Here is a 25,375-nt window from a genome sequence, read left to right as displayed (position 1 = left end):
TCCGAGCCGGTCGCCGACGAGGCCGCGCCGGTCGAGGTGGCCGCGCCACCCGTCGAGCCGGTCGCCGAGAACGCGCCGGCTGCCGAGACGCCCGCCGAGGCCGCGCCGGCTGCCGAGACGCCCGCCGAGGCCGCGCCGGCGAAGGCGCCCCGCAAGCGCGCCCCGCGGCGTGCGAAGAGCACCGACGTCCCGGCCGAGGAGGCACCGGCATCCGAGCCCGCCGCTCCCGCGGACACCGCGGTCGAGGCTCCCGCGGACACCGCGGTCGAGGCCCCCGTCGTCGAGCCGTCTGCGGACGCAGAGGCCGCCGCGGACGCCGCGCCGGCCGAGGGTGTCGCTCCGGATGCCGAGCATCCCGAGCAGCCGGCGGACACCGCCGAGCAGGCCGTCGAGCAGGCGGCGGACACCGCCGAGCAGGCCGTCGAGCAGCCGGCGGACACCGCCGACCAGGCCGCCGAGGGCGCCGAGCAGCCCGCCGAGGGCGAGCAGGCCACGCGCTCGCGCAGCCGCTCGCGCAGCCGCAACCGCAAGCGCAACTCCGCGGGCGGCGACGCCGCGGCGAACGGCGAGGCCGCCGAGCAGCCGGCCGAGGAGCCCGTCGCGCAGCAGTCGTCGAACCGCACCCGGCAGCGGGGCGCGAACCAGAACCAGAACAAGCGCCGCGGCGGCGCCGACGAGTTCGAGCCCGAGATCGGCGAGGACGACGTCCTCATCCCGATCGCCGGCATCCTGGACGTGCTGGACAACTACGCGTTCGTGCGCACGACCGGGTACCTCGCCGGCCCCAGCGACGTGTACGTCTCGCTCGGCCAGGTCAAGAAGTACAACCTGCGCAAGGGCGACGCGGTCGTCGGCGCGATCAAGCAGCCCCGCGAAGGCGAGCAGAACAGCCGCCAGAAGTACAACGCGCTGGTCAAGGTCGACTCCGTCAACGGCCTGTCGGCCGAGGACGCCGCGAATCGGGTCGAGTTCGGCAAGCTCACGCCGCTCTACCCGCAGGAGCGCCTGCGCCTGGAGACCGCGCCGGAGAAGCTGACGCAGCGGATCATCGACTTGGTCGCCCCCATCGGCAAGGGCCAGCGCGGGCTCATCGTCGCCCCGCCCAAGGCCGGCAAGACGATCGTGCTGCAGCAGATCGCGAACGCCATCGCCCAGAACAACCCCGAGGTCCACCTCATGGTCGTGCTCGTCGACGAGCGCCCCGAAGAGGTCACCGACATGCAGCGCACGGTCAAGGGCGAGGTCATCGCCTCGACGTTCGACCGTCCGGCCGAGGACCACACGACCGTCGCGGAGCTCGCGATCGAGCGGGCGAAGCGTCTGGTCGAGCTCGGCCGCGACGTCGTCGTGCTGCTGGACTCGATCACCCGCCTCGGACGCGCGTACAACGTCTCCGCGCCCACCAGCGGTCGCGTGCTCACCGGCGGGGTCGACGCCTCCGCGCTCTACCCGCCCAAGCGCTTCTTCGGCGCGGCGCGCAACATCGAGAACGGCGGGTCGCTCACCATCCTCGCGACCGCCCTCGTCGAGACCGGCTCCAAGATGGACGACGTCATCTTCGAGGAGTTCAAGGGCACCGGCAACAGCGAGCTGCGGCTGAGCCGTCAGCTGGCCGACAAGCGGATCTTCCCGGCCGTCGACGTGAACGCCTCCTCCACGCGCCGCGAGGAGATGCTGCTCAGCCCCGACGAGGTGAAGATCACCTGGAAGCTGCGCCGCGCCCTCGCCGGCCTCGACCCGCAGCAGGCGCTGGAGGTCGTGCTCGGCAAGCTCAAGGAGACGAGCTCGAACGTGGAGTTCCTCGTGCAGATGCAGAAGTCGATCCCGGCGCCGGCCGCCGGCGGCCACTCGCACGCGCACGAGAACAACATCCGCTGAGTCCGGCTGCGCATGTCCGATTCCGGCATGTTCGCCTCGGTCGAGGCGCTGCGCGAGGAGCATCGCGCGGCGGCGGCCGAGCTGAGCGACCCGGCGGTGCACGCGGACGCCGCCCGCGCGAAGCGCGTGAACCGGCGCTACGCCGAGCTGTCGAAGATCGTCGCGGCGCACGATGCGTGGCGCGCGGCATCCGACGATCTGGATGCCGCGCGCGAGCTCGCCCGTGAGGACGAGGCCTTCGCCGCCGAGGTGCCCGATCTCGAGGAGCAGGCCGCGCAGGCGCAGGAGCGGCTGCGACGCCTGCTGATCCCGCGCGACCCGGACGACGCCCGCGACGTGATCATGGAGATCAAGGCGGGGGAGGGCGGCGCCGAGTCCGCGCTGTTCGCCGCCGACCTGCTGCGCATGTACCTGCAGTACGCGGCGTCCATGGGGTGGAAGACCGAGCTGCTGGAGCGGAACGAGTCCGACCTGGGCGGCTACAAGGACGTGCAGGTCGCGATCAAGGGATCGTCGACCGACCCGGCGGCCGGCGTGTGGGCGCACCTGAAGTACGAGGGCGGGGTGCACCGGGTGCAGCGCGTGCCGGCGACCGAGTCGCAGGGCCGCATCCACACCTCGACGACCGGCGTGCTCGTCTTCCCCGAGGTCGACGAGCCCGAAGAGGTGCAGATCGATGCGAACGACCTGAAGATCGACGTGTTCCGTTCGTCCGGTCCCGGTGGCCAGTCGGTCAACACGACCGACTCCGCGGTGCGCATCACCCACATCCCGACCGGGATCGTCGTGTCGATGCAGAACGAGAAGAGCCAGCTGCAGAACCGCGAGGCGGGGATGCGGGTGCTGCGGGCGCGGCTGCTCGCGAAGCAGCAGGAGGAGCGGGACGCGGCGGCATCCGACGCCCGCCGTTCGCAGATCCGGGGCATGGACCGCTCCGAGCGCATCCGCACGTACAACTTCCCGGAGAACCGCATCGCCGACCACCGCACCGGGTACAAGGCCTACAACCTCGACCAGGTGATGGACGGCGCCCTCGCGCCGGTGATCGACTCGCTGGTCGCCGCCGACGAGGAGGAGCGCCTCGCGGCCCTCGCCCCCTGACCCCCTTCCTCCCCGATGACTTGCCCTATATGCGCGTGTCGGGGGCGTTGTCGCGTACATATAGGGCAAGTCATCGTGACGGAGGGGGCGCGCGTGACCCGGGCTGTGGACAACGAGAAGCCGGCGGGGCGGCGGCTTGACAGGGTCGCGGGATGGACACCGCATCCCTCGATCGAGCGTTCCTCACCTGGCAGGCCAGGATGGCGGGAGCCTCCCGCCGCCTCGTGGACGATCCGCGTCTCGCGCGTCCGTTCCACGGCATCCGAGCCCCAGCCGTCGACATCCCGGACGACGAGCATCCCCACGCAACCGCCGTTCGGCGGATTCTCGCCGCAGCCGCTGCGTACCGCGTCCGGATGAGCTCGCTGGAGTTCTTCTCGCACACGACCGCCGCCCTGCTGTGGGGTCTGCCGCTTCCGCACCCGGGGTCCGCCGACATACACGTCTCGGTGCTCGCTCCTGGCCACGCCGCCCGCGCTCGCGGTGTCGCCGGCCATCAGCTCAAGCCCGACGCCGTCACGCTGACGACGATGTCCGACGGAACGCCGGTCACCGACCCCGCGTCGACCTGGGCATTGCTCGGTGTTCTGCTGCATCATCCGTACGACCTCGTCGCGGTCGCAGACGCGTGCCTGTACGTCGACCGGATAGCCGGTCCGCACAGCCGCATCGTCGCGCCGGCGCTGGCGTCGATGGCGGAGTTGACCGATGCCGTGGAGCGGGCGCCCAAGCGCCGCGGCGTCGTCGCACTACGAGATGCATTGCCGCGCGTGAGGGAAGGTGCCGCGTCACGCCCGGAGACCTGGACGCGTCTGACGCTCGTGGATGGCGGTCTGCCCGAGCCCACGCTCAACCTCGACGTCTACGACGGCGAGGGATTCATCGCCTGCGTCGACATCGCGTACCCGCGCGAGCGCGTCGCGATCGAGTACGAGGGGGATCAGCATCGTACCGACGCGAGGCAATGGCAGCGCGACATCGAGCGGCAGGAGCGTCTGGCGGCGGCAGGGTGGCGCACGGTGCGGGTGACGCGCGACGCGCTGTTCCGGCATCCGGGCACGGTCGTGGCTCGTGTGAGGGGAGCTCTCGCCGCACGTTGACTTGCCCTATATGCACGCGAAAGCGCCTTCATTGCGTGCATATAGGGCAAGTCAACGGGATGGGGGCAGAGGGGAGGGGGGTCACCAGCAGGGGGGATGCGGCAGCGGTCCGCGGGCGGACTCCAGCTGCCCGGCCAGGCGCAGCAGCGCGGCCTCGCCGCCGGGCCTGCCCACGAGCTGCACCGCGACGGGGTGGCCGGCGGCGTCCCGGGTCACCGGCACGACGATCGCCGGCAGGCCCGCGACGTTCACGAAGCTCGAGTACGGCGCGTACCGCACCTGCTGCGCGAAGTCGCGCTCCGGATCCGCGGCGTCGAACCAGCCCACCGGCCGCGCCGGCAGCGCGAGCGCGGGCGTCAGCACGGCGTCGTAGGGCGCGAACACCGCGATCGTCTCGCGCTCGAAGGCGGACGCCGCGGACAGCGCCCCGAGCAGCTCCGGCGCGCCGAGCGCCCGGCCCTCGCGCACCAGCCATGCCGTGATCGGCTGGAGGCGTGCGAGCTCGGCGTCGGTCAGCGGGAGCCGCGCGGCCGATGAACGCCACAGCACCCGGAACAGCGCCGCGTACCCGTGCGGCCGCCAGGCGAGCTCGGCGACGGCGTGGCCGAGACCGTCGAGGACGGCGGCGGCCGTCGAGACCGCCGCCGCCGCGGCCGCATCGAGACGGATGTCCTCGTCGTCGTCCCACGGCGACACCGTCGTCACCGCGACGCGCAGCGCCGGACCGTCCGTCCGCACGGCGTCGACGAACGGCCCGGCACCGGCGGCACGGGTGGCATGCCGGTACGGCGCGCCGGCGACGAGGGCGTCGAGCAGCAGCGCGGCGTCGCCGACCGTGCGCGCCAGCGGCCCGTTCACGACGAGGCCGCCGGGGGAGTCCAGCCCGGAGCCGACCGGCAGCCGTCCGCGCGACGGCTTCAGGCCCACGATCCCCACGGTCGCGGCGGGGATGCGGACCGATCCGCCGCCGTCCGATCCGATCGCGGCCGGCAGCAGACCGGCGGCCACCGCCGCCGCCGCGCCGCCGGACGAGCCGCCGGCTCCGTTGCGCGTGTCCCAGGGGTCGCGCGCGGGCGGCGCCACCGCCGACTCGGTGTACCCGGTCAGCCCGAACTCCGGCGTGTTCGTCTTGCCGACGCTGACGGCGCCGGCGGCGTCGAGCAGAAGCGCCAGCTCGTCCGACGCGGCGGGCACATGGTCGATCCGCGCCGCCGACCCGTAGCGGGTGGGCACGCCGGCGCGGGCCACGAGATCCTTCTCCGCGTGCGGAAGCCCCCACAGCGTCCCGAACGGCGCCGCGGCCTCGAGCCGCGCGGCGCGGGCGAGAGCGGCATCGGCCGTCACCTCGACGAACGCGCCGAGCCGCCCGTCGAGCCGCGCGATGCGCTCGACGTAGTGCGCGACCGCCTCCACCGGCGACACCGCCGCCGCGCGCAGCCGGTCGAGGAGCTCGCCGGCCGTCAGGTCGTGCAGCTCGCTCACGGTGCCGCCCGTCGTCCGATGCGCGCGACGCGGCGGCGACACGCCGACGCCGGCCTCCCGCCGCGCGGCGCGTCGTACGCCGATCGTGCGGACGGCGGGACCAGGGCGGGGTCGTGCACCTCAGATGCTGTACTCGGGTGCCATCAGCAGCGCACGGGTGTCCTCGCCGGTCCGGCGGGACCGGCTCTTGGCCGGCACGCCCACCAGCACGCTGTCCTCGGGCGCGTCGCGGGTGACCACGGCGTTCGCGCCGATCGCCGAGCGGGCGCCGATCACGACCGGGCCGAGCACCTTCGCGCCGGCGCCCACGACGACGCCGTCGCCGAGGGTGGGATGCCGCTTGCCCGCGTCCCGCGTGCGCCCGCCCAGGGTGACGCCGTGATACAGCATCACGTCGTCGCCCACCTCGGCGGTCTCCCCGATGACGATCCCCATGCCGTGGTCGATGAAGAACCGGCGCCCGATCGTCGCCCCCGGATGGATCTCGATCCCGGTCACCCAGCGGGTGAGCTGCGATCCGGCGCGCGCGAGGAAGCGCCACCGCCGCAGCCAGAGCACGTGCCACAGCCGGTACGCCCAGATCGCGTGCAGTCCGGAGTACAGCAGGGCGATCTCCACCCCGCCGCGCGCGGCGGGGTCCCGCAGCTTCGCGGCCGCGATGTCCTCCTTCAGGCGCGCGAGGATCGACATGTCAGTCCTCGCGCAGGTCCTCGAACAGGGCGGTGGTGAGGTATCGCTCACCGGTGTCGGGCACGATCACGACGATGCGCTTGCCCGCGTTCTCGGGCCGCTTCGCGACCTCGAGCGCCGCCCAGACCGCCGCCCCGGAGGACATACCGACCAGCAGCCCCTCCTGTGCGGCGAGCTCCCGGGCCACCCGCAGCGAGTCCTCGAAGGTGACGTCGACGACCTCGTCGATCACGTCGCGGTCGAGGATCGCGGGCACGAAGTTCGGGCCGATGCCCTGGATCTTGTGGGGGCCGGGGTGACCCTCGGTGAGGACGGGGGAGTCCTTGGGCTCCACGGCGACGATCCGCACGCCGGGCACCTTCTCCTTGAGCACCTGGCCGACGCCGGTGATGGTGCCGCCGGTGCCGATGCCGGCGACGAAGACGTCGACGGCCCCGTCCGTGTCGCGCAGGATCTCCGCCGCGGTCGTCTTACGGTGGATCGCCGGGTTCGCGGCGTTCTCGAACTGGCGCGCCCAGACCGCCCCGGGGGTCTCGGCGACGATCCGCTGGGCCTCCGCGACCGCGAACGACATGCCCTTGGTCGGGTCGGTCAGCACGAGCTCGGCGCCGAAGGCCTTCAGCAGCAGGCGGCGCTCCTTCGACATGGACGCCGGCATCGTGAGGATCACGCGATAGCCGCGGGCGGCGCCCACCATCGCCAGGGCGATGCCGGTGTTGCCGCTGGTCGACTCGACGAGCGTCCCGCCCGGCTGCAGCTCGCCGGAGGCCTCCGCGGCGTCCACCAGCGCGATGCCCAGACGGTCCTTGACCGACGATGCCGGGTTGTAGAACTCGAGCTTGGCGAGCACCTCTGCGTCGAGGCCGGCGGTGACCTTGTTGAGACGCACCAGCGGGGTGTCGCCGAACGCGGTCGTGATGTCGGGATGGATGCCGGGCATGGCGCAGCCTTTCGGGTCGGTGGGGCGGGCATCGAACAGCCTATGGCGCGCACCCCGTCTCCACCGGATTGTAACGACGAGGGTTAGGCTGGATTCCCGTGCCCGTCCCCTCCGCCGCCGTCTCCGTGCGTCGGGCGGTCGAGACGGCGGTCGCGGAGCTGGCACGCGCGGGCGTCACCGACCCGCAGACCGACGCGGAGCTTTTGCTGGCGCACGTGCTGCAGCGCTCCCGCGGCGAGGTCCAGGCGGCGGCCGTCCGCGGCGACGCCCTCGAGAACGGCCAGGCGGACGCGTTCGCGGCGCTCACGGGCCGTCGCGCCGCCCGCGAGCCCCTGCAGCACCTGACCGGGCGCGCCCCCTTCCGTCATCTGGAGCTGCGCGTCGGGCCCGGCGTGTTCGTGCCGCGTCCGGAGACCGAGATGGTCGCCCAGCTCGCCATCGACCGGCTGCGCGCCGCCGCCTCGCCCGCCCCGATCGCCGTGGACCTCGGCACCGGATCCGGGGCGATCGCGCTGTCGCTGGCCACCGAGGTGCCGTACGCGCAGGTGCACGCGGCCGAGAACTCGGCCGACGCGTTCATCTGGGCGACGGAGAACTTCGCGGAGGTCGGGGCCGGCAACGCCCGGCTCGCGTTCGTCGACCTCGCCGCGGCGTTCGGCGAGCTCGACGGCACCGTCACGGTGCTCGTCTCCAACCCGCCGTATGTCCCGGATGCCGCCGTCCCGCGCGACCCGGAGGTGCGCCTGTTCGACCCGCCGGCCGCGCTCTACGGCGGCGAGGACGGCCTCGACGTGGTGCGCACCCTCAGCACGGTGGGCCTGCGGCTGCTGCATCCGGGCGGCATGATCGTCATCGAGCACGCCGACGTGCAGGGGGAGGCCGTGCGCCACCTGCTCGCCGCCGACGGCTGGCTCGGCGCCGCCACCCACCGCGACCTGACGCTGCGCGACCGCGCCACGACGGCCCTGCGTCCCGCTGGTGATCAGTCGTCCCCGATAGAATGACCGCGCCATGACCTCCCTCTTCGACTGCCGCGACGAGTCGGCGCTGCTGGCGGGGATGCGCCAGGCCCGCGGCGCGATCGGGCGGGGCGAGCTGATCGTGATGCCCACCGACACCGTGTACGGCATCGCCGCCGACGCGTTCAGCCCCGCCGCCGTCGCCCGGCTGCTCGCCGCGAAGGGACGCGGCCGCCAGTCGCCGCCGCCCGTGCTAGTGGCTGGGCTGACCACCGTCCGTGCCCTCGTCAGCGACATCCCGGAGCCGATCGAACGCCTCGTCGGCGCGCACTGGCCGGGCGGGCTCACCGTCGTGCTGCCCGCGCAGCCCTCGCTCAGCTGGGACCTCGGCGACACCGGCGGCACCGTCGCGGTGCGCATGCCGGCGCACCGCCTCGCCCTCGAGCTCCTGGAGGAGACCGGGCCCCTGGCCGTCTCCAGCGCCAACCTCACCGGCAGGCCCGCCGCGGTCGCCGCGCACGACGCGCAGCGGATGCTGGGCGAGTCGGTCTCGGTCTACCTCGACGACGGGCCGAGCAGCACGGGCGTCCCGTCGACGATCGTGGACGCGACGGGCCTCGCGCACGGCGGCACCGGGACCGTGCGTGTCCTGCGCGAGGGCGTGATCGACCGCGCGGCGCTGCGGGCGGTGCTCGGCGATGCGCTGGAGCCCGACCCCGTCGAGCCGGCGTGAAGCTCTACCTGGTCACGGCGCTGCTGACCGCCCTCGTCACCTTCGGACTGTCGTGGGTGGTCTGGAAGCTGGCGCTGCGCTACAAGATCCACCCGCCGATCCGTGAGCGCGACGTGCACACGACGCCGACGCCCCGGCTCGGCGGCATCGCGATGTTCCTCGGCGTCGCGGTCGCCTTCGCGTTCTCGTCGGGCAACAGCGGCTTCGCCCTGATCTGGTCGGACCCCGGCCCCATGCTCGCCGTCCTCGGCGCCACCCTGCTCATCGTGCTCGTGGGCGTGGCCGACGACCTGTGGGACCTGGACTGGATGATCAAGCTCGGCGCCCAGCTGGTCGCCGCCGGGCTCATCGTGTGGTTCGGCCAGCTGCAGATCTCCTCCCTGCCGATCGGCGGCATGACGGTCGGCTCGAGCTGGATGAGCTTCGCGCTGACGGTGATCGCGATCGTGCTGGTGATGAACGCGGTCAACTTCATCGACGGGCTCGACGGGCTCGTGGCGGGGGTCTGCCTGATCGCCAACGGCATCTTCTTCGTCTACTCGTACCTGCTGGTGCGCGACATCGGCGCGAGCACCTACTTCAACCTCGCCTCGTTCATCGCGATCGCCCTGGTCGGCGCCTGCGTCGGGTTCCTGCCGTTCAACTGGCATCCCGCGAAGATGTTCATGGGCGACGCCGGAGCCCTCATGCTGGGGCTGCTGATGGCGACCTCCGCGGTGGCGATCACCGGTCAGATCCAGCCGGCCATGCTGGACCCCGCCCTGTTCGGAAGATCGCAGCTGCTCGGCGCGTTCATCCCGATCCTGCTGCCGATCGCGGTCGTCATGCTGCCGCTGCTGGACTTCGGCCTGGCGGTCGTGCGGCGGCTGCGCGCCGGCAAGTCGCCGTTCGCGCCCGACCGCAAGCACCTGCATCATCGCATGCTGGACATGGGCCACTCCGACCTGGGCGCCGTGCTCATCTTCTACGCGTGGGCGGCCGTGATCGGCATGGCCGTGCTGCTCATGTACATCGCGACGCGAGAGAACTGGTACGGCCAGTACTGGATCGGCGTCGCGTTCGGCGTGGTCGGCATCGCCGCCTGCCTCGTCGTCACCTTCATGCCCGGCCGCCGCCGGCGCCCCGTCCCGGCCGAGGAGGCCCCGTGAGCACCGTCTCCAGCACCCCCATCCTGCGCACCGCGCTGATCTGGTCGGGCATCGTCACCGGTGTCCTGGCCGTGATCGGCGTCGTCGTCGGATTCCTCGTCGGCGGCGGCGCGGGACTGGTGAGCGCCCTGGCAGGGGTGCTGGCGGCCGCCGTCTTCCTCTCGATCACCGCCGCCAGCATCCTCGTCGCCAACCGATGGTTCGGCGACCCGCTGTACGTGCCGATCTTCTTCGGCGTCGTGCTGGGCGGCTGGCTGGTGAAGATCGTGGTGTTCGTGGTCGCGATGCTCGTGCTGCGCGACCAGTCGTGGATCGATCGGCCGGTGTTCTTCGTGGCGCTGGTGGCCGGGGTCGTCGCGGCGCTCGTCGTGGACGTCGTCGTCATGACGCGGATGCGGCTGCCCGCCGTCAGCGACACGACCCTCCCGACGGACCCCGACGAGGGCGACCGCACCGATTCCGCGCCCTGAACCGCCTTCCGCCCGGCCCGCTCCGGCACGTGGGTGAGCCGGGAGTTTGATAAGGTGGAGGTGCGCCTGTTCGCGAGCTTGTGATCGCTTGCGCTTGGTGCCCCCTCGACCATCGTCGCAACGGTTCTACACCGTTGCCCCGAAGCTGGAGCCAGCGCTGTTTACCCAAGCTGCGAGCCTGATCGCGAACGCCGAGTCGTCTGACGGATTCCACGCGCCGTCCATCGGGGACTTCTTCCCCGACGCCCTTCTCTTCGCGGGCACGCCGTTCGCGCTGACGCGCATCAACCTCATCCAGATCCTGGCCACCGTCGTGCTGGTCGTGCTCTTCGTGTGGGGCACGCGGCGGATGCGTCTGGTCCCGACCCGGTTCCAGAGCGTCGTCGAGATGGGCCTCGACTTCGTGCGGGTCAACATCGCGCACGACCTGCTCGGCCGCAAGGACGGCAACCGGTTCCTGCCGATCCTCACGACGATGTTCTTCATGATCCTGTTCATGAACGCCACCGGCGTGGTGCCGCTGCTGAACATCGCCGGGACGGGCGTGATCGCGGTGCCGCTGCTGCTGGCGGTCGTGTCCTACATCACGTTCATCTACGCCGGCATCAGGAAGAGCCCGAAGAACTTCTTCAAGAACTCGCTGTTCCCCGCCGGCGTGCCGCCGGTGCTGTACATCATCGTGACCCCGCTCGAGTTCCTGTCGACGTTCATCATCCGGCCGGTCACGCTGACGCTGCGACTGCTGATGAACATGATCGTCGGCCACCTCATGCTCGTGCTCTTCTTCAGCGCGACGTGGTTCTTCACCGTGCAGCTGAGCGGCTGGTGGACGGCGCTCGGCGTCGGCACGCTGGCCTTCGGCTTCGTCTTCACCCTGTTCGAGCTCCTGGTGGCCTTCCTCCAGGCGTACGTCTTCACCATCCTCACCGCGGTCTACATCCAGCTCGCGGTCGCGGAAGAGCACTGATCGGGACGGCATCCGCCGCCCTCAACGAAAGGAAACAACCCCGTGGACGCAACTACGGTTCTCGCCGACGTCAGCGGATCGGTCGCCACCATCGGCTACGGCCTCGCGGCCATCGGCCCCGCCATCGGCGTGGGCATCGTGGTCGGCAAGACGATCGAGGGCGTGGCCCGCCAGCCCGAGCTCGCCGGCCGCCTGCAGGTGCTGATGTGGATCGGTATCGCCTTCACCGAGGCGCTCGCCTTCATCGGTATCGCGACCGGCTTCATCTTCGGTTCCTGATCCCGCCACGACCACGTAACACGTAAGGAGACAGGATGCTCCACGCTCTTGTCACTCTCGCCGCGGCGGAGGAAGAGGCGGCTGAGAACCCGCTGGTTCCGGCGGTCTACGACCTGGTGTGGTCGTTCGTCTGCTTCGTCATCATCCTCTTCGTGTTCTGGCGCGTCGTGCTGCCGCGGATGCAGAAGCTGCTGGACGCGCGCGCCGCCGCCATCGAGGGCAACATCGAGAAGGCCGACCAGGCGCAGAAGCAGGCCGAGGCGGCCCTCGAGCAGTACACCGCGCAGCTGGCCGAGGCCCGCGTGCAGGCCGGCGAGATCCGCGAGGCCGCCCGCGAGGACGGCAAGAAGATCGTCGCCGAGGCGAAGGACGCCGCGGTCGCCGAGGCCGCGCGCGTCACGGCGCACGCGCAGGCGCAGATCGAGGCGGAGCGCCAGACCGCGCTCGTCTCGCTGCGCAGCGAGGTCGGCTCGCTCGCGCTCGATCTCGCCGGCGGCGTGATCGGCGAGAAGCTGCGGGACGACCGGGCCGCGCAGGGCGTGGTCGACCGGTTCCTGGCGGAGCTCGAGACCGAGAAGGCGCCGAACTGATGGGCAGCGCGACCACGAACGCCCTGACCGCTCTGCGGCAGGAGCTGACGGCGACCCCGGGCATCGACCTCGCGGTCGCCGGCGAGCTGTTCGACGCGGCGCGTGCGATCGACTCCAGCCCGCAGCTGCGCGGCGCGCTCGCGGACTCCGCCGCGGCGCCCGTGGCGCGGCGGAAGGTCGTCGCGGACGTGTTCGGACGCGCGCTGTCGGCGCCCGCGGTCGCGCTGCTGTCCACGGCGACCTCCCAGCGGTGGTCGAACGCCGCCGAGTTCGTCGACGGCATCGAGGAGCTCGCGGTGCGGGCGGCCTCGATCGCCGCGCCGGACGCGGACCTGGAGGGCGAGCTGTTCGCCGTCTCGCGCCTCGTGACCGCGAACCCCGAGCTCGAGCTCGCCCTGGGCAGCCGGCTCGGCGACGCCGCCGCCAAGGGGGAGCTCATCCGGTCGCTGCTGTCCGGACGCGCCGGCGACGCCACGACCCTGATCGTGGCCGCGCTCGTGCGTCATCCGCGTGAGCGCCGCGTGCGCCAGCTGCTGACCCGGGCGATGGCGCTGGTCGCGGACCAGCGCGGTCGCACGGTCGCCACCGTCACCGTGGCCGCCCCGCTCAGTGCGGCGCAGGCCGAGCGGCTGACGGCGGCCCTCTCGGCGCGCTACGGCACGCAGGTCACCCTGAACACCGTGGTGGACGCCGCGGTGCTCGGCGGGGTGCGCGTGCAGGTCGCCGACGACCTCATCGACGCGAGCGTCGCCACCCGTCTCGCCGACCTGCGACAGCGGTTGGCGGGCTGACAGACTTCTCGCCAGCGGCGCCAGGCGCCGGGGCGTGGACTTCGGGGCCGAGGGCCCCACGAAACGAAGGAAGACAATGGCAGACATCTCCATCAGCCCCGACGTCATCCGTGACGCACTGAAGGACTTCGCCGCGGCGTACGAGCCGACCGGCGCGGCCGCCGCCGAGGTGGGCAGCGTCATCGACGCAGCGGACGGCATCGCGCACGTCGAGGGCCTGCCGGGTGTCATGGCGAACGAGCTCGTGACCTTCGCCGACGGCACGCTGGGCCTGGCCCAGAACCTCGACGAGCACGAGATCGGCGTGGTCGTGCTCGGCGACTTCGCCGGCGTCGAGGAGGGCCAGCAGGTCACCCGCACCGGCGAGGTGCTCTCGGTGGGCGTCGGCGACGGCTACCTCGGCCGCGTCGTCGACCCGCTCGGCAACCCGATCGACGGCCTCGGCCCGATCCAGACCGAGGGACGACGCGCCCTCGAGCTGCAGGCCCCCGGCGTCATGCAGCGCAAGAGCGTGCACGAGCCGCTGCAGACCGGCATCAAGGCCATCGACGCGATGATCCCGGTCGGGCGAGGCCAGCGTCAGCTGATCATCGGCGACCGCCAGACCGGCAAGACGGCCATCGCGATCGACACGATCATCAACCAGAAGGCCAACTGGGACTCCGGCGACGTGAACAAGCAGGTGCGCTGCATCTACGTCGCGATCGGTCAGAAGGGCTCCACGATCGCGTCCGTGAAGGGCGCGCTCGAGGACGCCGGCGCCCTGGCGTACACGACGATCGTCGCGGCCCCCGCGTCCGACCCGGCCGGCTTCAAGTACCTCGCCCCCTACACCGGCTCGGCCATCGGCCAGCACTGGATGTACGGCGGCAAGCACGTGCTGATCATCTTCGACGACCTGTCGAAGCAGGCCGAGGCCTACCGCGCCGTGTCGCTGCTGCTGCGCCGCCCGCCGGGGCGCGAGGCGTACCCGGGCGACGTGTTCTACCTGCACTCGCGTCTGCTCGAGCGCTGCGCGAAGCTGAGCGACGAGCTCGGCGCGGGCTCGATGACCGGCCTGCCGATCATCGAGACCAAGGCGAACGACGTGTCCGCCTACATCCCCACGAACGTCATCTCGATCACCGACGGCCAGATCTTCCTGCAGTCCGACCTGTTCAACGCCAACCAGCGTCCCGCGGTCGACGTCGGCATCTCGGTGTCGCGCGTCGGCGGCGACGCACAGGTCAAGTCGATCAAGAAGGTCTCCGGCACGCTCAAGCTCGAGCTCGCCCAGTACCGCTCGCTCGAGGCGTTCGCGATGTTCGCCTCCGACCTCGACGCGGCCTCGCGCCGGCAGCTCGAGCGCGGCGCGCGCCTGACCGAGCTGCTCAAGCAGCCGCAGTACTCGCCGTACCCGGTGGAGGAGCAGGTCGTCTCGATCTGGGCCGGCACCAACGGCAAGCTCGACACCATCGCGGTGGAGGACGTGCTGCGCTTCGAGCGCGAGCTGCTGGACTACCTGCGCCGCAACACCACCGTGCTCGACACCCTGCGCGAGACGAACGTGCTGGACGACGACACCCTGGCCGCGCTGACGGCGGCGACCGACGCGTTCATCCTCGAGTTCCAGGCGGGCGCCGGTCAGGCGATCGACGCCCCCGGTCGCGAGGAGTTCGCCGAGGCGTCCGCCGCGGACGTGAACCAGGAGAAGATCGTCAAGGGGCACCGGGGCTGAGGCCCGCGAGGCAGAGGACATGGGCGCACAACTCCGGGTCTACAAGCAGAAGATCGCCTCTGCCCAGACCACGAAGAAGATCACGAAGGCGATGGAGCTGATCGCGGCTTCCCGCATTCAGAAGGCGATGGCGCGCGTGCGCGCCTCGAGCCCGTTCGCGCGGGCGGTGACCCGTGCGGTCTCGGCCGTGGCGACGTACTCCAACGTCGACCACCCGCTGACCCGCGAGCCCGAGACGGTCCGCCGCTCGGCGGTCGTCATCTTCAGCTCCGACCGGGGTCTGGCGGGCGCGTTCAACTCGCAGATCCTCCGCGAGGGCCTCGAGCTGGCGACGCTGCTGCGCAATCAGGGCCGGGAGCCGGTGTTCTACCTGATCGGGCGCAAGGCGGTGGGCTACTTCCAGTTCCGCAAGATGGACGCGGCGGCGCAGTGGACGGGCGACACCGACACGCCGCACTTCTCGACCGCGGAGGAGATCGCGGGCGTCCTGCTGGACGCGTTCAACCGCGGCGGCGTGGACGGCGGGGTCGACGAGATCCACCTCGTGTACAACCGCTTCGTCAGCATGATGACGCAGTCGCCCGAGACCGTGCGGCTGCTCCCGCTCGAGGTCGTCGAGGCGGAGGAGGGGCCGGCGTCCGGCGCCGTCTACCCGCTCTACGAGTTCGAGCCGGATGCCGAGACGGTGCTCGACGCGCTGCTGCCGGTGTACATCCAGAGCCGGGTCTTCAACGCCCTGCTGCAGTCGTCGGCCGCCAAGCACGCCGCGACCCAGAAGGCGATGAAGTCCGCCAGCGACAACGCCGACAAGCTCATCACCGACTACACCCGCCTGCGCAACAACGCGCGCCAGGCCGAGATCACGCAGCAGATCGCCGAGATCGTCGGCGGCGCCGACGCCCTCGCGAGCGGCAAGTAAAGACCGAAACCGAAAGAGACAGACAATGAGTGCCACTGCCACGCAGGCCCCGACCACGGTCACCGGGCGCGTCGCGCGCGTCACCGGTCCCGTCGTGGACATCGAGTTCCCGCACGACGCCATCCCCGACATCTACAACGCGCTCACGACCGACGTGACGGTCGAGGGCGTGACCAGCGAGATCACCCTCGAGGTCGCCCAGCACCTGGGCGACGACCTCGTGCGCGCCATCTCGCTCAAGCCGACCGACGGCATGGTCCGGGGCCAGGAGGTGCGCGACACCGGCGGCCCGATCACCGTGCCGGTCGGCGACGTCACCAAGGGCAAGGTCTTCAACGTCACCGGCGACGTGCTCAACGCCACCGACGGCGAGGTCATCGAGGTCACCGAGCGGTGGGGCATCCACCGTCAGGCGCCGAGCTTCGACCAGCTCGAGTCCAAGACCCAGATGTTCGAGACGGGCATCAAGGTCATCGACCTGCTCACCCCGTACGTCCAGGGCGGCAAGATCGGCCTGTTCGGCGGTGCGGGCGTCGGCAAGACCGTCCTGATCCAGGAGATGATCCAGCGCGTCGCGCAGGACCACGGCGGCGTGTCCGTGTTCGCCGGCGTCGGCGAGCGCACCCGTGAGGGCAACGACCTCATCCACGAGATGGAGGAGGCGGGGGTCTTCGACAAGACCGCCCTCGTGTTCGGCCAGATGGACGAGCCGCCGGGGACGCGCCTGCGCGTGGCCCTCTCGGCCCTGACGATGGCGGAGTACTTCCGCGACGTGCAGAAGCAGGACGTGCTGCTGTTCATCGACAACATCTTCCGTTTCACGCAGGCCGGCTCCGAGGTCTCCACCCTGCTCGGCCGCATGCCCTCCGCGGTGGGCTACCAGCCCAACCTCGCCGACGAGATGGGTGTGCTCCAGGAGCGCATCACCTCGACCCGCGGCCACTCGATCACCTCGCTGCAGGCGATCTACGTGCCCGCCGACGACTACACCGACCCGGCCCCGGCGACGACCTTCGCGCACCTGGACGCGACGACCGAGCTCAGCCGCGAGATCGCGTCGAAGGGCCTGTATCCCGCGGTGGACCCGCTGACCTCCACGAGCCGCATCCTCGACCCGCGCTACATCGGCGCCGACCACTACCGTGTGGCCACCGCCGTGAAGCAGATCCTGCAGAAGAACAAGGAGCTGCAGGAGATCATCGCGATCCTGGGCGTCGACGAGCTGAGCGAAGAGGACAAGATCGTCGTGGCCCGCGCCCGCCGCATCCAGCAGTTCCTCTCGCAGAACACCTACATGGCCAAGAAGTTCACCGGCGTCGAGGGCTCCACGGTGCCGATCACGGAGACCATCGAGTCGTTCGACGCCATCGTCCGGGGCGACTTCGACCACGTCGCCGAGCAGGCCTTCTTCAACGTCGGCGGCATCTCCGACGTCGAGGAGAAGTGGGCGCAGATCCAGAAGGAGAACGGCTGACATGCCGCTGCAGGTGAGCCTGGTCGCAGCTAGCGCGGAGGTCTGGTCGGGCGAGGCCTCGCTCGTGATCGCGAAGACCGTCGAGGGCGAGATCGGCTTCATGGCCGGCCACGAGCCGGTGCTCGCGATCCTCGCCGAAGGCCAGGTGCGCATCACGCAGACCGACGGTGCGAAGATCGTCGCCGACGCGCGCGACGGCTTCGTCTCGGTCGAGCGGGATCAGGTCACGATCGTGGCCGGGAACGCCGCGCTGGTCTCCTGACCCTCGACGCCAGCCGCACGCCGTCCGTGTCGAACGCGGGCGGCGTGCGGCGTCTTCCGAAGGACCGAGGATGCTGATCCTGCTGCCGCCGTCGGAGACGAAGCGCTCCGGCGGCACCGGCGCGCCGCTGCGCACCGATACCCTCGCCCTGCCGCAGCTCGCCGGGCGGCGGGACGCGGTCGTCGATGCGCTGGTGGCGCTGTCCGCGGACGCCGACGCGGCCGCGCGGGTGCTGGGGCTCAGCGCGCGGCAGCGGCCGGAGGTCGAGGTCAACGCCGCCCTGCGCACCGCGGCCACCCTGCCCGCCATGGACCGTTACACCGGCGTGCTCTACGACGCGCTGGACGCCGTGACGCTCGACGCCCGGGCCAGGCGCTGGCTCGGCGAGCACGCGCTGATCCACTCGGCGCCGTTCGGCCCCGTCGGCGCGCGCGATCCCATCCCGGCGTACCGGCTCGCGGCCGGCACGTCGCTGCCGGGGCTGCCGGCGCTCCGACGCCACTGGGCGGAGGCGGTCACCGCGGCGCTGACGGCCCTCGCGCCCGCGTTCGTGCTCGATCTGCGCTCGGAGGCGTACGCGGCGCTGGGACCGGTGCCGACCGGCATCCCCTCGGCGTACGTCCGCGTCGTCGCCGACGCCGGCGGGGGAGCGGTGCGCGCCCTCAACCACTTCAACAAGAGGACCAAGGGACTGCTCGCGCGTGAGCTCGCGGAGATGCGCCCGCGGGTGCGCACGCTGCGCGGACTGCGGGACTGGCTGCGCGGCAGCGGCCACCGGCTCGACGAGGTGAACGGGGAATGGCTTCTTCACGCGGCCGGCGACTGAGCACGCGTCGAAGCCGGCGCCGCCCTCGCTCGGGAGACGGTCGTGCGGCGGCGCCTCAGCGTCGCCGGGTGTTCTCGGCGGTGTCCCGCGTGTTCTCCGCGACCGCGACGAGCGCGACGACCGCCTCGATCCAGAACCGCAGCACGAGAATGCTCACGAACGTGAGCACCGGAACCAGGATGATCGTGCCGATGATCAGCAACGCCCCGCCCCCCGAGTTGTAGCGGAGAGCGCCGACACCTGCGATGATGCCGCCGATGAAGTAGACCAGGAACGCGATCGCGATGACGGCAAGGCCGACCAGATAGAAGATTCCCGCCAGGCGACGGGTGATGAAGGTGCGGAAGCTGAAGTCGAATAGCGCGCGGAAGAAGCCGGTCGCGATCTGCGGGCGATGGCCGTCCGGCGCGTGCAACGGCGGCCGGGGCGGCAGCGGGGGCTGTCCGCTCGTGCGTTGAGGCGGGGTGGCGGGCTGTTCGGGCGAGGTGTTGTCGGTCACTGGCGGGCTCCTCGTGGTGTTCTGGTGAGGGCACACTATTGCCCGGTGCCGGCGGCAAGATCGGTATGACGGCGCATGACGCGCCGCGACTCCGAGCGACACGACGAAGGGATGGCCCCGCGTGATGCGGGACCATCCCTCCTCGTGCTACTTGATGAACCGGAAGTTGACCGGATAGCGGTAGCTGCCGCCCGCGTTCACGCGCACGCCGCCGATGATCGAGAAGATGATGTTCACGACCCACAGCGCGAACATCACCAGGCCGAACAGCAGCGCCACCGGCCACAGCGGCGTGAAGCCGAGGAAGATGTTCACGATCCACAGCGCGAAGTAGACGATCTCCCACGTGATCTGCCAGTTCAGCGCCTCCTTCGCCTCGACGTTCGTGCGCGGACCGCGATCCTTGCCGATGAGCCAGATGATCAGCGACGGGAGGAAGCCGACGATGCCGCCGATGTGCGCCCACATCGCGAGCTGCTTGTCGGTCTCGGGGCTGTACGGCGGGTTCGGGCTCGCGTACTGCGGCGGATAGCCCGGCTGCGCGGCCGGCGGCTGCTGGTATGCGGGCGGCTGTTGCGGCGTCGCGGGCTGCTGCGGAACCTGGGGCTGATCCGGCGTGGGAGTGGTGTCGCTCATCGTCGGCCTCTCTGTAGGCGTTCGGGTACGGCATGGGGCGCACGAACGTGCGCGTCACGCACAAAGTAGCCCCGTCGGGGACCGGCCGCAACGCCTTCCTGAGAGAAGCCGGGGAACGCCGACCTTGTGGAGTGAGTGCTCACTCATTTATGCTGGTGCGATGACCGATGTCGTCGACGATGCCGATGCGCCCGCCCGCTCGCGGGCGAAGCCGATGGCGCCCGACGAACGCCGCGCCATGATCGCCGCCGAGGCCGTGCCGTTGTTCCTCGAGCACGGTTCCGCGTTGACGACCCGGCAGCTGGCCGAGCACCTCGGCATCGCCGAGGGGACCATCTTCCGTGCGTTCGGCGACAAGGAGTCGCTGGTGCGCGCCGCCGTGCACGCCTTCTTCGACCAGGCGCGCGAGCGCATGGACGACGGTCTCGTCGATCCGCAGCTCCCGCTCGACGAGAAGGTCCGGCGCCTGGTGCGGGGCACGCAGCTCTGGATGCAACGCGTGTTCCGGATGCTGTCGCTGCTGCCGCGCGACGAGATCCCGCAGTACTTCGCGCGGGACCGAGACGGCGAGTTCCGGTCCGTGGTCGCCGCGATCTTCGCGCCGGACGCGGACCGCCTCAACATCCCGCCGGAGCGGATGAGCGCGGTGATGCGCATCGCCGGGATCGCCGCCAACGGCGCGCGAGCCGGCGACGGCGTCGGCCTGACCGAGGACGAACTGGTGGACTTCATCCTGTACGGAATCGCGGGCGCCGCCCGCGGAGAGGAATAGACGTGCTCGGGAGACTTCTCGTGCGGTACCTGCGGCCCGGCTGGCCGCTGATCGTGGGTGTGCTGGTGTTCCAGATCGCCCAGTCGCTCGCCTCGCTCTGGCTGCCCACGCTCAATGCGGACATCATCGACAACGGCGTCATCACCGGCGACATCGGCTACATCTGGCGCACCGGCCTGGTGATGCTGCTGGTCAGCCTCGCGCAGATCGTGTGCGCCATCGTCGCGGTGTACTTCGGCTCGCGGCTCGCGATGGGCATGGGGCGCTCGCTGCGATACGACCTCTTCCATCGCGTGGTCGGCTTCTCCCAGCGCGAGGTGGGGCAGTTCGGCGCCGCGTCCCTCATCACCCGCAACACGAACGACGTGCAGCAGGTGCAGATGCTGGTGCAGGTCTCGGCCACCCTCATGGTGTCGGCCCCCATCCTCGCCATCGGCGGCATCGTCTTCGCCATCCAGGTGGACGCCGGACTGTCGTGGCTGATGGCCGTGTCCGTCCCGGTCCTGCTGGTCATCGTCTCGCTCATCGTGGTGCGGATGGTGCCGGCGTTCCGAGCCATGCAGGTCAAGATCGACCGCATCAACCAGATCATGCGGGAGCAGCTCAGCGGCATCCGCGTCGTCCGAGCCTTCGTGCGCGAGCGGGAGGAGCGGGCCCGGTTCGCCACCGCCAGCGGCGACGTGCGCGACACCGCGCTGCGCGCCGGCAACCTGATGGCGTTCATGTTCCCCGCCGTGATGCTGGTGCTCAACGCCTCCAGCGTCGCGGTGATCTGGTTCGGCGCCTTCCAGATCGACGCCGGCACCACCCAGGTCGGCACCCTGTTCGCGTTCCTCAGCTACATGATGCAGATCCTCATGGGCGTCATGATGGCGACGTTCATGTTCGTCATGATCCCGCGCGCCGCGGTCTGCGCGAACCGCATCGGCGAGGTGCTCGACACCGGCTCCTCGGTGCTGGCGCCGCAGCATCCCGTCGACCCGCCCGTCCCCGCCGGCGGCGTCGTGTTCGACCATGTCGACTTCGCCTATCCGGGCGCCGACGAGGCGGTCCTGCACGACCTCGCCTTCACGATCGAGCCCGGGACGACGACCGCGATCATCGGCTCGACGGGCTCGGGCAAGACCACGCTGGCCGGACTCATCCCGCGCCTGTTCGACGTGACCGGCGGCGCCGTGCGGGTGGACGGCGTCGACGTGCGCGACTACGAGCCGGACGAGCTGTGGCGGCGCATCGGGCTGGTGCCGCAGCGCGCGTTCCTCTTCTCCGGCACGGTGGCCTCCAACCTGCGGTACGGGAACCCCGAGGCGTCCGACGACGACCTGTGGCGGGCGCTCGAGCTCGCCCAGGCGCGCGACTTCGTCGAGGCGATGCCGGGCCGGCTCGACGGCCGGATCGCGCAGGGCGGCACGAACGTCTCGGGCGGTCAGCGTCAGCGGCTCGCGATCGCACGCGCGCTCGTGAAGCTGCCGGAGATCTACATCTTCGACGACTCGTTCTCCGCCCTCGACCTGCGCACGGACGCGGCGCTGCGCCGCGCCCTGGACACGTCCCTGCCCGACGCGACGCGCATCGTCGTGGCCCAGCGGGTCTCGACGATCCAGCACGCCGACCAGATCGTCGTGCTCGAGCACGGCCGGATCACCGGCATCGGACGACATGACGAGCTGCTGGCCACATGCGAGACGTATCGCGAGATCGTCGAGTCCCAGCTCACCGTGGAGGAGGCGGCATGAGCTCCCAGAGCCGACCCCGCCCGATGGGCGGCCCGTTCGCCGGTGCCGGGATGCCCGCCGAGAAGGCGAAGGACTTCGGCGCCAGCGCGAGACGGCTGCTGGGCACGCTCCGTCCGGACACGGCCCGGCTCGTCCTCGTCCTCCTGTTCGGCGTCGTCAGCGTCGGGCTGACGGTGCTCGGGCCGAAACTGCTGGGCGAGGGCACGAACGTCGTCGTCGCGGGCTTCGTGTCCGCCCAGCTCGGCGACGTGCCCGCCGGCACCACCAAGCAGCAGATCATCGACCAGCTCATCGCCGCGGGGCAGCAGTCCCAGGCGGACCTGCTGTCCACGACCGACTTCGTCCCCGGCGCCGGCATGGACTTCGGCAGGCTCGGCGCGATCCTGCTGGGGGTGCTGGCGATCTACCTCGTGGCGTCGCTGTTCTCCTGGCTGCAGGCCCGCATCCTCAACGGCATCGTGCAGCGCGCGATGCACCGGCTGCGCATGCGCGTCGAGGAGAAGGTGCACCGGCTGCCGCTGTCGTACTTCGACCGGATGCAGCGGGGAGAGCTGCTCAGCCGGGTCACGAACGACGTCGACAACATCGGTCAGACGATGCAGCAGACCATCTCGCAGGTGATCATGTCGCTGCTGACGGTGGTCGGCGTGATCGTCATGATGTTCGTGATCTCGCCGCTGCTGGCGCTCATCGCGCTCGTGACGATCCCGCTGACGCTCCTGGTCACGATCCTGGTGGCGCGGCGGTCCCAGAAGCTGTTCGTGGCGCAGTGGCGGGCCACCGGCGTCCTGAACGCGCGCGTGGAGGAGACGTTCTCCGGCCATTCGCTGGTGAAGGTCTTCGGCCACCAGCGCGAGGTCGAGGCCGACTTCGCCGCCGAGAACGACGCCCTGTACCGTTCCAGCTTCGGGGCGCAGTTCGTCTCGGGCATGATCCAGCCGGCGATGATGTTCATCGGCAACCTGGTGTACGTGGCCATCGCCGTCGTCGGCGGTCTGCAGGTCGCGGCCGGGATGATCTCGATCGGAGACGTGCAGGCGTTCATCCAGTACTCGCGCCAGTTCTCGCAGCCACTGAGCCAGCTGGGATCCATGGCGAACCTGCTGCAGTCGGGCGTCGCCAGCGCCGAGCGGGTGTTCGAGCTGCTCGACGAGGCGGAGGAGGACCCGGACGCCGACCCGGCGCTGACCGCGCCGGCGGACGCCGGGCACCTGCGGTTCGACGACGTCTCCTTCCGGTACGTCCCGGACACGCCGCTGATCGACGGGGTCGACCTCGACATCCGAGCCGGCAGCTCGGTCGCGATCGTGGGACCCACCGGTGCCGGGAAGACGACGCTCGTGAACCTGCTCATGCGCTTCTACGAGATCGACGGCGGCGCGATCACCCTCGACGACGTCGACACGCGCGCCATGACCCGTGCCGACCTGCGCGCGCGCACCGGCATGGTGCTGCAGGACACGTGGCTGTTCGCCGGCACGATCCGCGACAACATCGCCTACGGGCGCCCGGACGCCGCCGAGGAGGAGATCGTGGCCGCGGCCACCGCCGCCTACGTCGACCGGTTCGTGCACGCCCTGCCGGACGGGTACGACACCGTGCTCGACGACGAGGCGACGAACCTGTCGGTCGGCGAGCGGCAGCTCGTGACGATCGCGCGGGCCTTCCTGGCCGATCCGCGCATCCTCATCCTCGACGAGGCCACCAGCTCGGTCGACACCCGCACCGAGCTGCTGATCCAGCGCGCCATGGCGCGGCTGCGCCGCGACCGCACCTCCTTCGTCATCGCGCACCGCCTCTCGACGATCCGCGACGCCGACCTGATCCTCGTGATGGAGGACGGCACGATCGTGGAACAGGGCACGCACGACGGACTGCTCCGCGCCCGCGGCGCATACTGGCGGCTCTACAACGCCCAGTTCGAGGCCGCGGTCGACGAGGAGGGCGCCGCCGGGGCGGCACCGGCATCCCGGGAGACACCCTCTAGGATGTGAGAACGCCGTGACGTCGTGTGCGGCGGCGATCTGCCAGCCGACCGGAGGACGTTTCAGTGTCTGAGACGACGACGCAGACCCGACGGGTGGCGTTGGCATCCGGTGCGCTGGAGCTGTCCTGGGCGGCGGCGACGGATGTGGGACGCCGCCGGGAGATCAACCAGGACGCCGTGCTGGCGCGATATCCGCTGTTCGTCGTCGCCGACGGCATGGGCGGGCACATCGGCGGCGAGATCGCCAGCGCGTCGACGGTGAGCCGGCTCGAGACGGTCGTGACCGGCGGTGCGGTCACCCCGCGGCTGATCGAGAAGGCCCTCGCCAAGGCGGTCAAGGACATCGCCAGCCACCCCGAGACGACCGACGAGGGCACCGGCACGACCGTCACCGGCGTCTACCTCGAGGCGGGCGGCGCCGAGCCCCACTGGGTGACGCTGAACATCGGCGACTCGCGGGTGTACCTGCTGCGCGACGACGCGCTGGTGCAGATCACGACCGATCACTCCGTCGTGCAGGAGCTGGTCGCCGCCGGGCGTCTCAGCCCGGAGGAGGCCGAGAACCACCCCTACGGCAACGTCATCACCCGTGCGGTGGGGCCGAGCGAGAGCGTGAAGCCGGACTACGTGCGCCTCGACGTCGTCGACGGCGACCGGTTCGTCGTGTGCTCCGACGGGCTGACCAAGGAGCTCACCGACTACGGGCTCGCGCATTTCCTGCGCGAGCACGCCGATCCCGCGGAGGCCGTCGACGCCATGCTGCACGCCGCGCTGGAGAACGGCGGCCGCGACAACGTCACGGTCATCGTGCTCAACGTCTCCCGCATCCGCTGATCCTCTCCTCCCCAGGCGGATCCGGCCGGCGACCTGTCCACCGGTGCGCGGCGTCCGCTCCGCCGTGCCTGCCCGACGGCTGGACTCGGGGGATGCCGGAGCCCACGCAGTTCTCCCTGCCGCCGGCGCCCGGCGCCGGTCGCCGCGTGTCGCCGCCCGTGCTGGCGTGCGTCGTGCCGGTGCTCGGCGCCGGCGCGATGTGGCTGGCGACGGGATCGCCCCTCGTGCTGTGGTTCGCGGCGCTCGGCCCGCTGACGGCGACGGCCTCCGTGCTCGACGCCGTCCGCAGCGGGCGGCGCGAGCGCCGGCGGGAGCGGGCGGCGCGCGCAGACACGGTGACGCAGGTGCGCGCCCGGATCACGTCGGCGCACGACGAGGAGCGCGCGGCGTTACGGGCACGGCATCCGGACGCCGCGGGTTTCGCGTCCGCTCCCGGCGAGGTGTGGCGGACGGTGCCCGGCCGGGCCGGGATGCTCGTGGTCGGTCGCGGCCCGGTGGCGAGCGCCGTGCGGGTGCACGGCGAGGGCGTCGAGGCCGCGGCCGTGCGGGACGAGGCCGGCACGGTGACCGGCGCGCCGGTCGTGG

25 protein-coding genes and 1 pseudogene are annotated in these 25,375 nt (G+C 71.3%); 21 read left to right on the top strand and 5 right to left on the bottom strand.

Annotated elements, in window-relative coordinates; genetic code table 11:
• The 3 genes from rho to QM626_RS05620 form a co-directional block, all read left to right on the top strand.
• Positions 1-1,878 (top strand): transcription termination factor Rho (gene rho, locus QM626_RS05630; protein WP_415074850.1); only part of this gene is annotated, 1,878 nt, incomplete at its 5' end.
• Positions 1,879-1,905: 27 nt separating this feature from the next.
• Positions 1,906-2,979, top strand: coding sequence for a peptide chain release factor 1 (prfA, locus tag QM626_RS05625; RefSeq protein WP_415074848.1), 1,074 nt, complete (start codon positions 1,906-1,908; stop codon positions 2,977-2,979).
• A gap of 152 nt (positions 2,980-3,131) precedes the next feature.
• A complete protein-coding gene (locus QM626_RS05620; RefSeq protein ID WP_415074846.1) occupies positions 3,132-4,079 on the top strand; it encodes an endonuclease domain-containing protein in 948 nt (315 codons plus the stop codon).
• Between the two features lie 81 nt (positions 4,080-4,160).
• Here the strand turns inward: QM626_RS05620 and QM626_RS05615 are convergent, their stop codons facing one another.
• From QM626_RS05615 to cysK, 3 genes are all read right to left on the bottom strand, one after another.
• A complete protein-coding gene (locus QM626_RS05615; RefSeq protein WP_415074844.1) occupies positions 4,161-5,561 on the bottom strand; it encodes an amidase in 1,401 nt (466 codons plus the stop codon).
• Positions 5,562-5,681: 120 nt separating this feature from the next.
• Positions 5,682-6,251: a serine O-acetyltransferase EpsC gene (gene epsC / locus QM626_RS05610; RefSeq protein WP_415074842.1), complete on the bottom strand. Its 570-nt coding sequence runs from the start codon at positions 6,249-6,251 to the stop codon at positions 5,682-5,684.
• Between the two features lies 1 nt (position 6,252).
• Positions 6,253-7,191, bottom strand: a complete 939-nt coding sequence (gene cysK, locus QM626_RS05605; protein ID WP_415074840.1) for a cysteine synthase A — start codon at positions 7,189-7,191, stop codon at positions 6,253-6,255.
• Positions 7,192-7,283: 92 nt separating this feature from the next.
• Here cysK and prmC point away from each other — a divergent pair, with 92 nt between their 5' ends.
• The 13 genes from prmC to QM626_RS05540 all read left to right on the top strand — a co-directional run bounded on the left by prmC (position 7,284) and on the right by QM626_RS05540 (position 18,326).
• Positions 7,284-8,195 carry a peptide chain release factor N(5)-glutamine methyltransferase gene (prmC, locus tag QM626_RS05600; RefSeq protein ID WP_415074854.1) on the top strand — a complete coding sequence of 304 codons (912 nt, stop codon included), beginning with the start codon at positions 7,284-7,286 and terminating at the stop codon, positions 8,193-8,195.
• Between the two features lie 7 nt (positions 8,196-8,202).
• A complete protein-coding gene (locus QM626_RS05595) occupies positions 8,203-8,883 on the top strand; it encodes an L-threonylcarbamoyladenylate synthase (protein ID WP_415074838.1) in 681 nt (226 codons plus the stop codon).
• Positions 8,880-10,031 (top strand): MraY family glycosyltransferase, encoded by a 1,152-nt coding sequence (locus QM626_RS05590; protein WP_415074836.1) that lies wholly within the window; start codon positions 8,880-8,882, stop codon positions 10,029-10,031. Before QM626_RS05595 ends, QM626_RS05590 begins: the two co-directional genes overlap by 4 nt.
• Positions 10,028-10,501, top strand: a complete 474-nt coding sequence (locus QM626_RS05585; protein ID WP_415074834.1) for a hypothetical protein — start codon at positions 10,028-10,030, stop codon at positions 10,499-10,501. The genes QM626_RS05590 and QM626_RS05585 overlap by 4 nt, the downstream gene beginning before the upstream one ends.
• Positions 10,502-10,679: 178 nt before the next feature.
• A complete protein-coding gene (atpB, locus tag QM626_RS05580) occupies positions 10,680-11,468 on the top strand; it encodes a F0F1 ATP synthase subunit A (RefSeq protein WP_415074852.1) in 789 nt (262 codons plus the stop codon).
• A gap of 42 nt (positions 11,469-11,510) precedes the next feature.
• Positions 11,511-11,747, top strand: a complete 237-nt coding sequence (atpE, locus tag QM626_RS05575) for an ATP synthase F0 subunit C (protein WP_415074832.1) — start codon at positions 11,511-11,513, stop codon at positions 11,745-11,747.
• 35 nt (positions 11,748-11,782) lie between these two features.
• Entirely contained in the window at positions 11,783-12,337 is a 555-nt protein-coding gene (locus QM626_RS05570) for a F0F1 ATP synthase subunit B (protein ID WP_415074830.1), read from the top strand.
• On the top strand, positions 12,337-13,128 hold the full coding sequence (locus tag QM626_RS05565) for a F0F1 ATP synthase subunit delta (RefSeq protein WP_415074828.1): 792 nt from the start codon (positions 12,337-12,339) through the stop codon (positions 13,126-13,128). The genes QM626_RS05570 and QM626_RS05565 overlap by 1 nt, the downstream gene beginning before the upstream one ends.
• A 76-nt stretch (positions 13,129-13,204) precedes the next feature.
• Positions 13,205-14,845 carry a F0F1 ATP synthase subunit alpha gene (gene atpA / locus QM626_RS05560; RefSeq protein WP_415074826.1) on the top strand — a complete coding sequence of 547 codons (1,641 nt, stop codon included), beginning with the start codon at positions 13,205-13,207 and terminating at the stop codon, positions 14,843-14,845.
• Positions 14,846-14,864: 19 nt separating this feature from the next.
• The gene (locus tag QM626_RS05555) at positions 14,865-15,764 is read left to right on the top strand and encodes a F0F1 ATP synthase subunit gamma (protein WP_415074824.1); all 900 of its coding nucleotides are present in this window, start codon (positions 14,865-14,867) and stop codon (positions 15,762-15,764) included.
• Positions 15,765-15,789: 25 nt separating this feature from the next.
• Entirely contained in the window at positions 15,790-17,238 is a 1,449-nt protein-coding gene (gene atpD, locus QM626_RS05550) for a F0F1 ATP synthase subunit beta (protein WP_415074822.1), read from the top strand.
• A 1-nt stretch (position 17,239) separates the two neighbouring features.
• Positions 17,240-17,500 carry a F0F1 ATP synthase subunit epsilon gene (locus QM626_RS05545; RefSeq protein WP_415074820.1) on the top strand — a complete coding sequence of 87 codons (261 nt, stop codon included), beginning with the start codon at positions 17,240-17,242 and terminating at the stop codon, positions 17,498-17,500.
• Positions 17,501-17,570: 70 nt separating this feature from the next.
• On the top strand, positions 17,571-18,326 hold the full coding sequence (locus QM626_RS05540) for a YaaA family protein (protein ID WP_415074818.1): 756 nt from the start codon (positions 17,571-17,573) through the stop codon (positions 18,324-18,326).
• Positions 18,327-18,381: 55 nt separating this feature from the next.
• On the opposite strand, the gene QM626_RS05535 is transcribed toward QM626_RS05540, so the two are convergent.
• Both QM626_RS05535 and QM626_RS05530 read right to left on the bottom strand, forming a co-directional pair.
• Positions 18,382-18,825, bottom strand: a complete 444-nt coding sequence (locus QM626_RS05535; RefSeq protein WP_415074816.1) for a DUF4282 domain-containing protein — start codon at positions 18,823-18,825, stop codon at positions 18,382-18,384.
• A 147-nt stretch (positions 18,826-18,972) separates the two neighbouring features.
• Complete coding sequence (locus tag QM626_RS05530; RefSeq protein ID WP_415074814.1) at positions 18,973-19,461, bottom strand: DUF4870 domain-containing protein; 489 nt, start codon at positions 19,459-19,461, stop codon at positions 18,973-18,975.
• A gap of 160 nt (positions 19,462-19,621) precedes the next feature.
• On the opposite strand from QM626_RS05530, the gene QM626_RS05525 reads away from it, so the two are divergent.
• The 5 genes and pseudogenes from QM626_RS05525 to QM626_RS05505 all read left to right on the top strand — a co-directional run.
• On the top strand, positions 19,622-20,233 hold the full coding sequence (locus QM626_RS05525; protein ID WP_415074812.1) for a TetR/AcrR family transcriptional regulator: 612 nt from the start codon (positions 19,622-19,624) through the stop codon (positions 20,231-20,233).
• A 2-nt stretch (positions 20,234-20,235) separates the two neighbouring features.
• The gene (locus QM626_RS05520; RefSeq protein ID WP_415074810.1) at positions 20,236-21,969 is read left to right on the top strand and encodes an ABC transporter ATP-binding protein; all 1,734 of its coding nucleotides are present in this window, start codon (positions 20,236-20,238) and stop codon (positions 21,967-21,969) included.
• The gene (locus tag QM626_RS05515; RefSeq protein ID WP_415074808.1) at positions 21,966-23,963 is read left to right on the top strand and encodes an ABC transporter ATP-binding protein; all 1,998 of its coding nucleotides are present in this window, start codon (positions 21,966-21,968) and stop codon (positions 23,961-23,963) included. Before QM626_RS05520 ends, QM626_RS05515 begins: the two co-directional genes overlap by 4 nt.
• A 56-nt stretch (positions 23,964-24,019) precedes the next feature.
• Positions 24,020-24,790, top strand: a complete 771-nt coding sequence (locus tag QM626_RS05510) for a PP2C family protein-serine/threonine phosphatase (protein WP_415074806.1) — start codon at positions 24,020-24,022, stop codon at positions 24,788-24,790.
• Between the two features lie 92 nt (positions 24,791-24,882).
• A pseudogene (locus tag QM626_RS05505) lies at positions 24,883-25,375 on the top strand (cell division protein FtsK); the annotation flags it as partial.

Source organism: Microbacterium sp., from assembly GCF_047606385.1.
Taxonomy (GTDB): domain Bacteria; phylum Actinomycetota; class Actinomycetes; order Actinomycetales; family Microbacteriaceae; genus Microbacterium.
The sequence above is the reverse complement of the archived record's forward strand: the minus strand, read 5'-3'. Positions and strand labels throughout refer to the sequence as shown.

Bases quoted from the DNA above. Each gene is read 5' to 3' on its own strand.
- QM626_RS05515 (WP_415074808.1), top strand. From the start codon at position 21,966: ATGAGCTCCCAGAGCCGACCCCGCCCGATGGGCGGCCCGTTCGCCGGT.
- QM626_RS05565 (WP_415074828.1), top strand. From the start codon at position 12,337: ATGGGCAGCGCGACCACGAACGCCCTGACCGCTCTGCGGCAGGAGCTG.
- QM626_RS05540 (WP_415074818.1), top strand. From the start codon at position 17,571: ATGCTGATCCTGCTGCCGCCGTCGGAGACGAAGCGCTCCGGCGGCACC.
- QM626_RS05620 (WP_415074846.1), top strand. From the start codon at position 3,132: ATGGACACCGCATCCCTCGATCGAGCGTTCCTCACCTGGCAGGCCAGG.
- epsC (WP_415074842.1), bottom strand. From the start codon at position 6,251: ATGTCGATCCTCGCGCGCCTGAAGGAGGACATCGCGGCCGCGAAGCTG.
- QM626_RS05545 (WP_415074820.1), top strand. From the start codon at position 17,240: ATGCCGCTGCAGGTGAGCCTGGTCGCAGCTAGCGCGGAGGTCTGGTCG.
- cysK (WP_415074840.1), bottom strand. From the start codon at position 7,191: ATGCCCGGCATCCATCCCGACATCACGACCGCGTTCGGCGACACCCCG.
- QM626_RS05595 (WP_415074838.1), top strand. From the start codon at position 8,203: ATGACCTCCCTCTTCGACTGCCGCGACGAGTCGGCGCTGCTGGCGGGG.
- atpA (WP_415074826.1), top strand. From the start codon at position 13,205: ATGGCAGACATCTCCATCAGCCCCGACGTCATCCGTGACGCACTGAAG.
- prfA (WP_415074848.1), top strand. From the start codon at position 1,906: ATGTTCGCCTCGGTCGAGGCGCTGCGCGAGGAGCATCGCGCGGCGGCG.
- QM626_RS05525 (WP_415074812.1), top strand. From the start codon at position 19,622: ATGACCGATGTCGTCGACGATGCCGATGCGCCCGCCCGCTCGCGGGCG.
- QM626_RS05530 (WP_415074814.1), bottom strand. From the start codon at position 19,461: ATGAGCGACACCACTCCCACGCCGGATCAGCCCCAGGTTCCGCAGCAG.
- atpD (WP_415074822.1), top strand. From the start codon at position 15,790: ATGAGTGCCACTGCCACGCAGGCCCCGACCACGGTCACCGGGCGCGTC.
- QM626_RS05555 (WP_415074824.1), top strand. From the start codon at position 14,865: ATGGGCGCACAACTCCGGGTCTACAAGCAGAAGATCGCCTCTGCCCAG.
- QM626_RS05570 (WP_415074830.1), top strand. From the start codon at position 11,783: ATGCTCCACGCTCTTGTCACTCTCGCCGCGGCGGAGGAAGAGGCGGCT.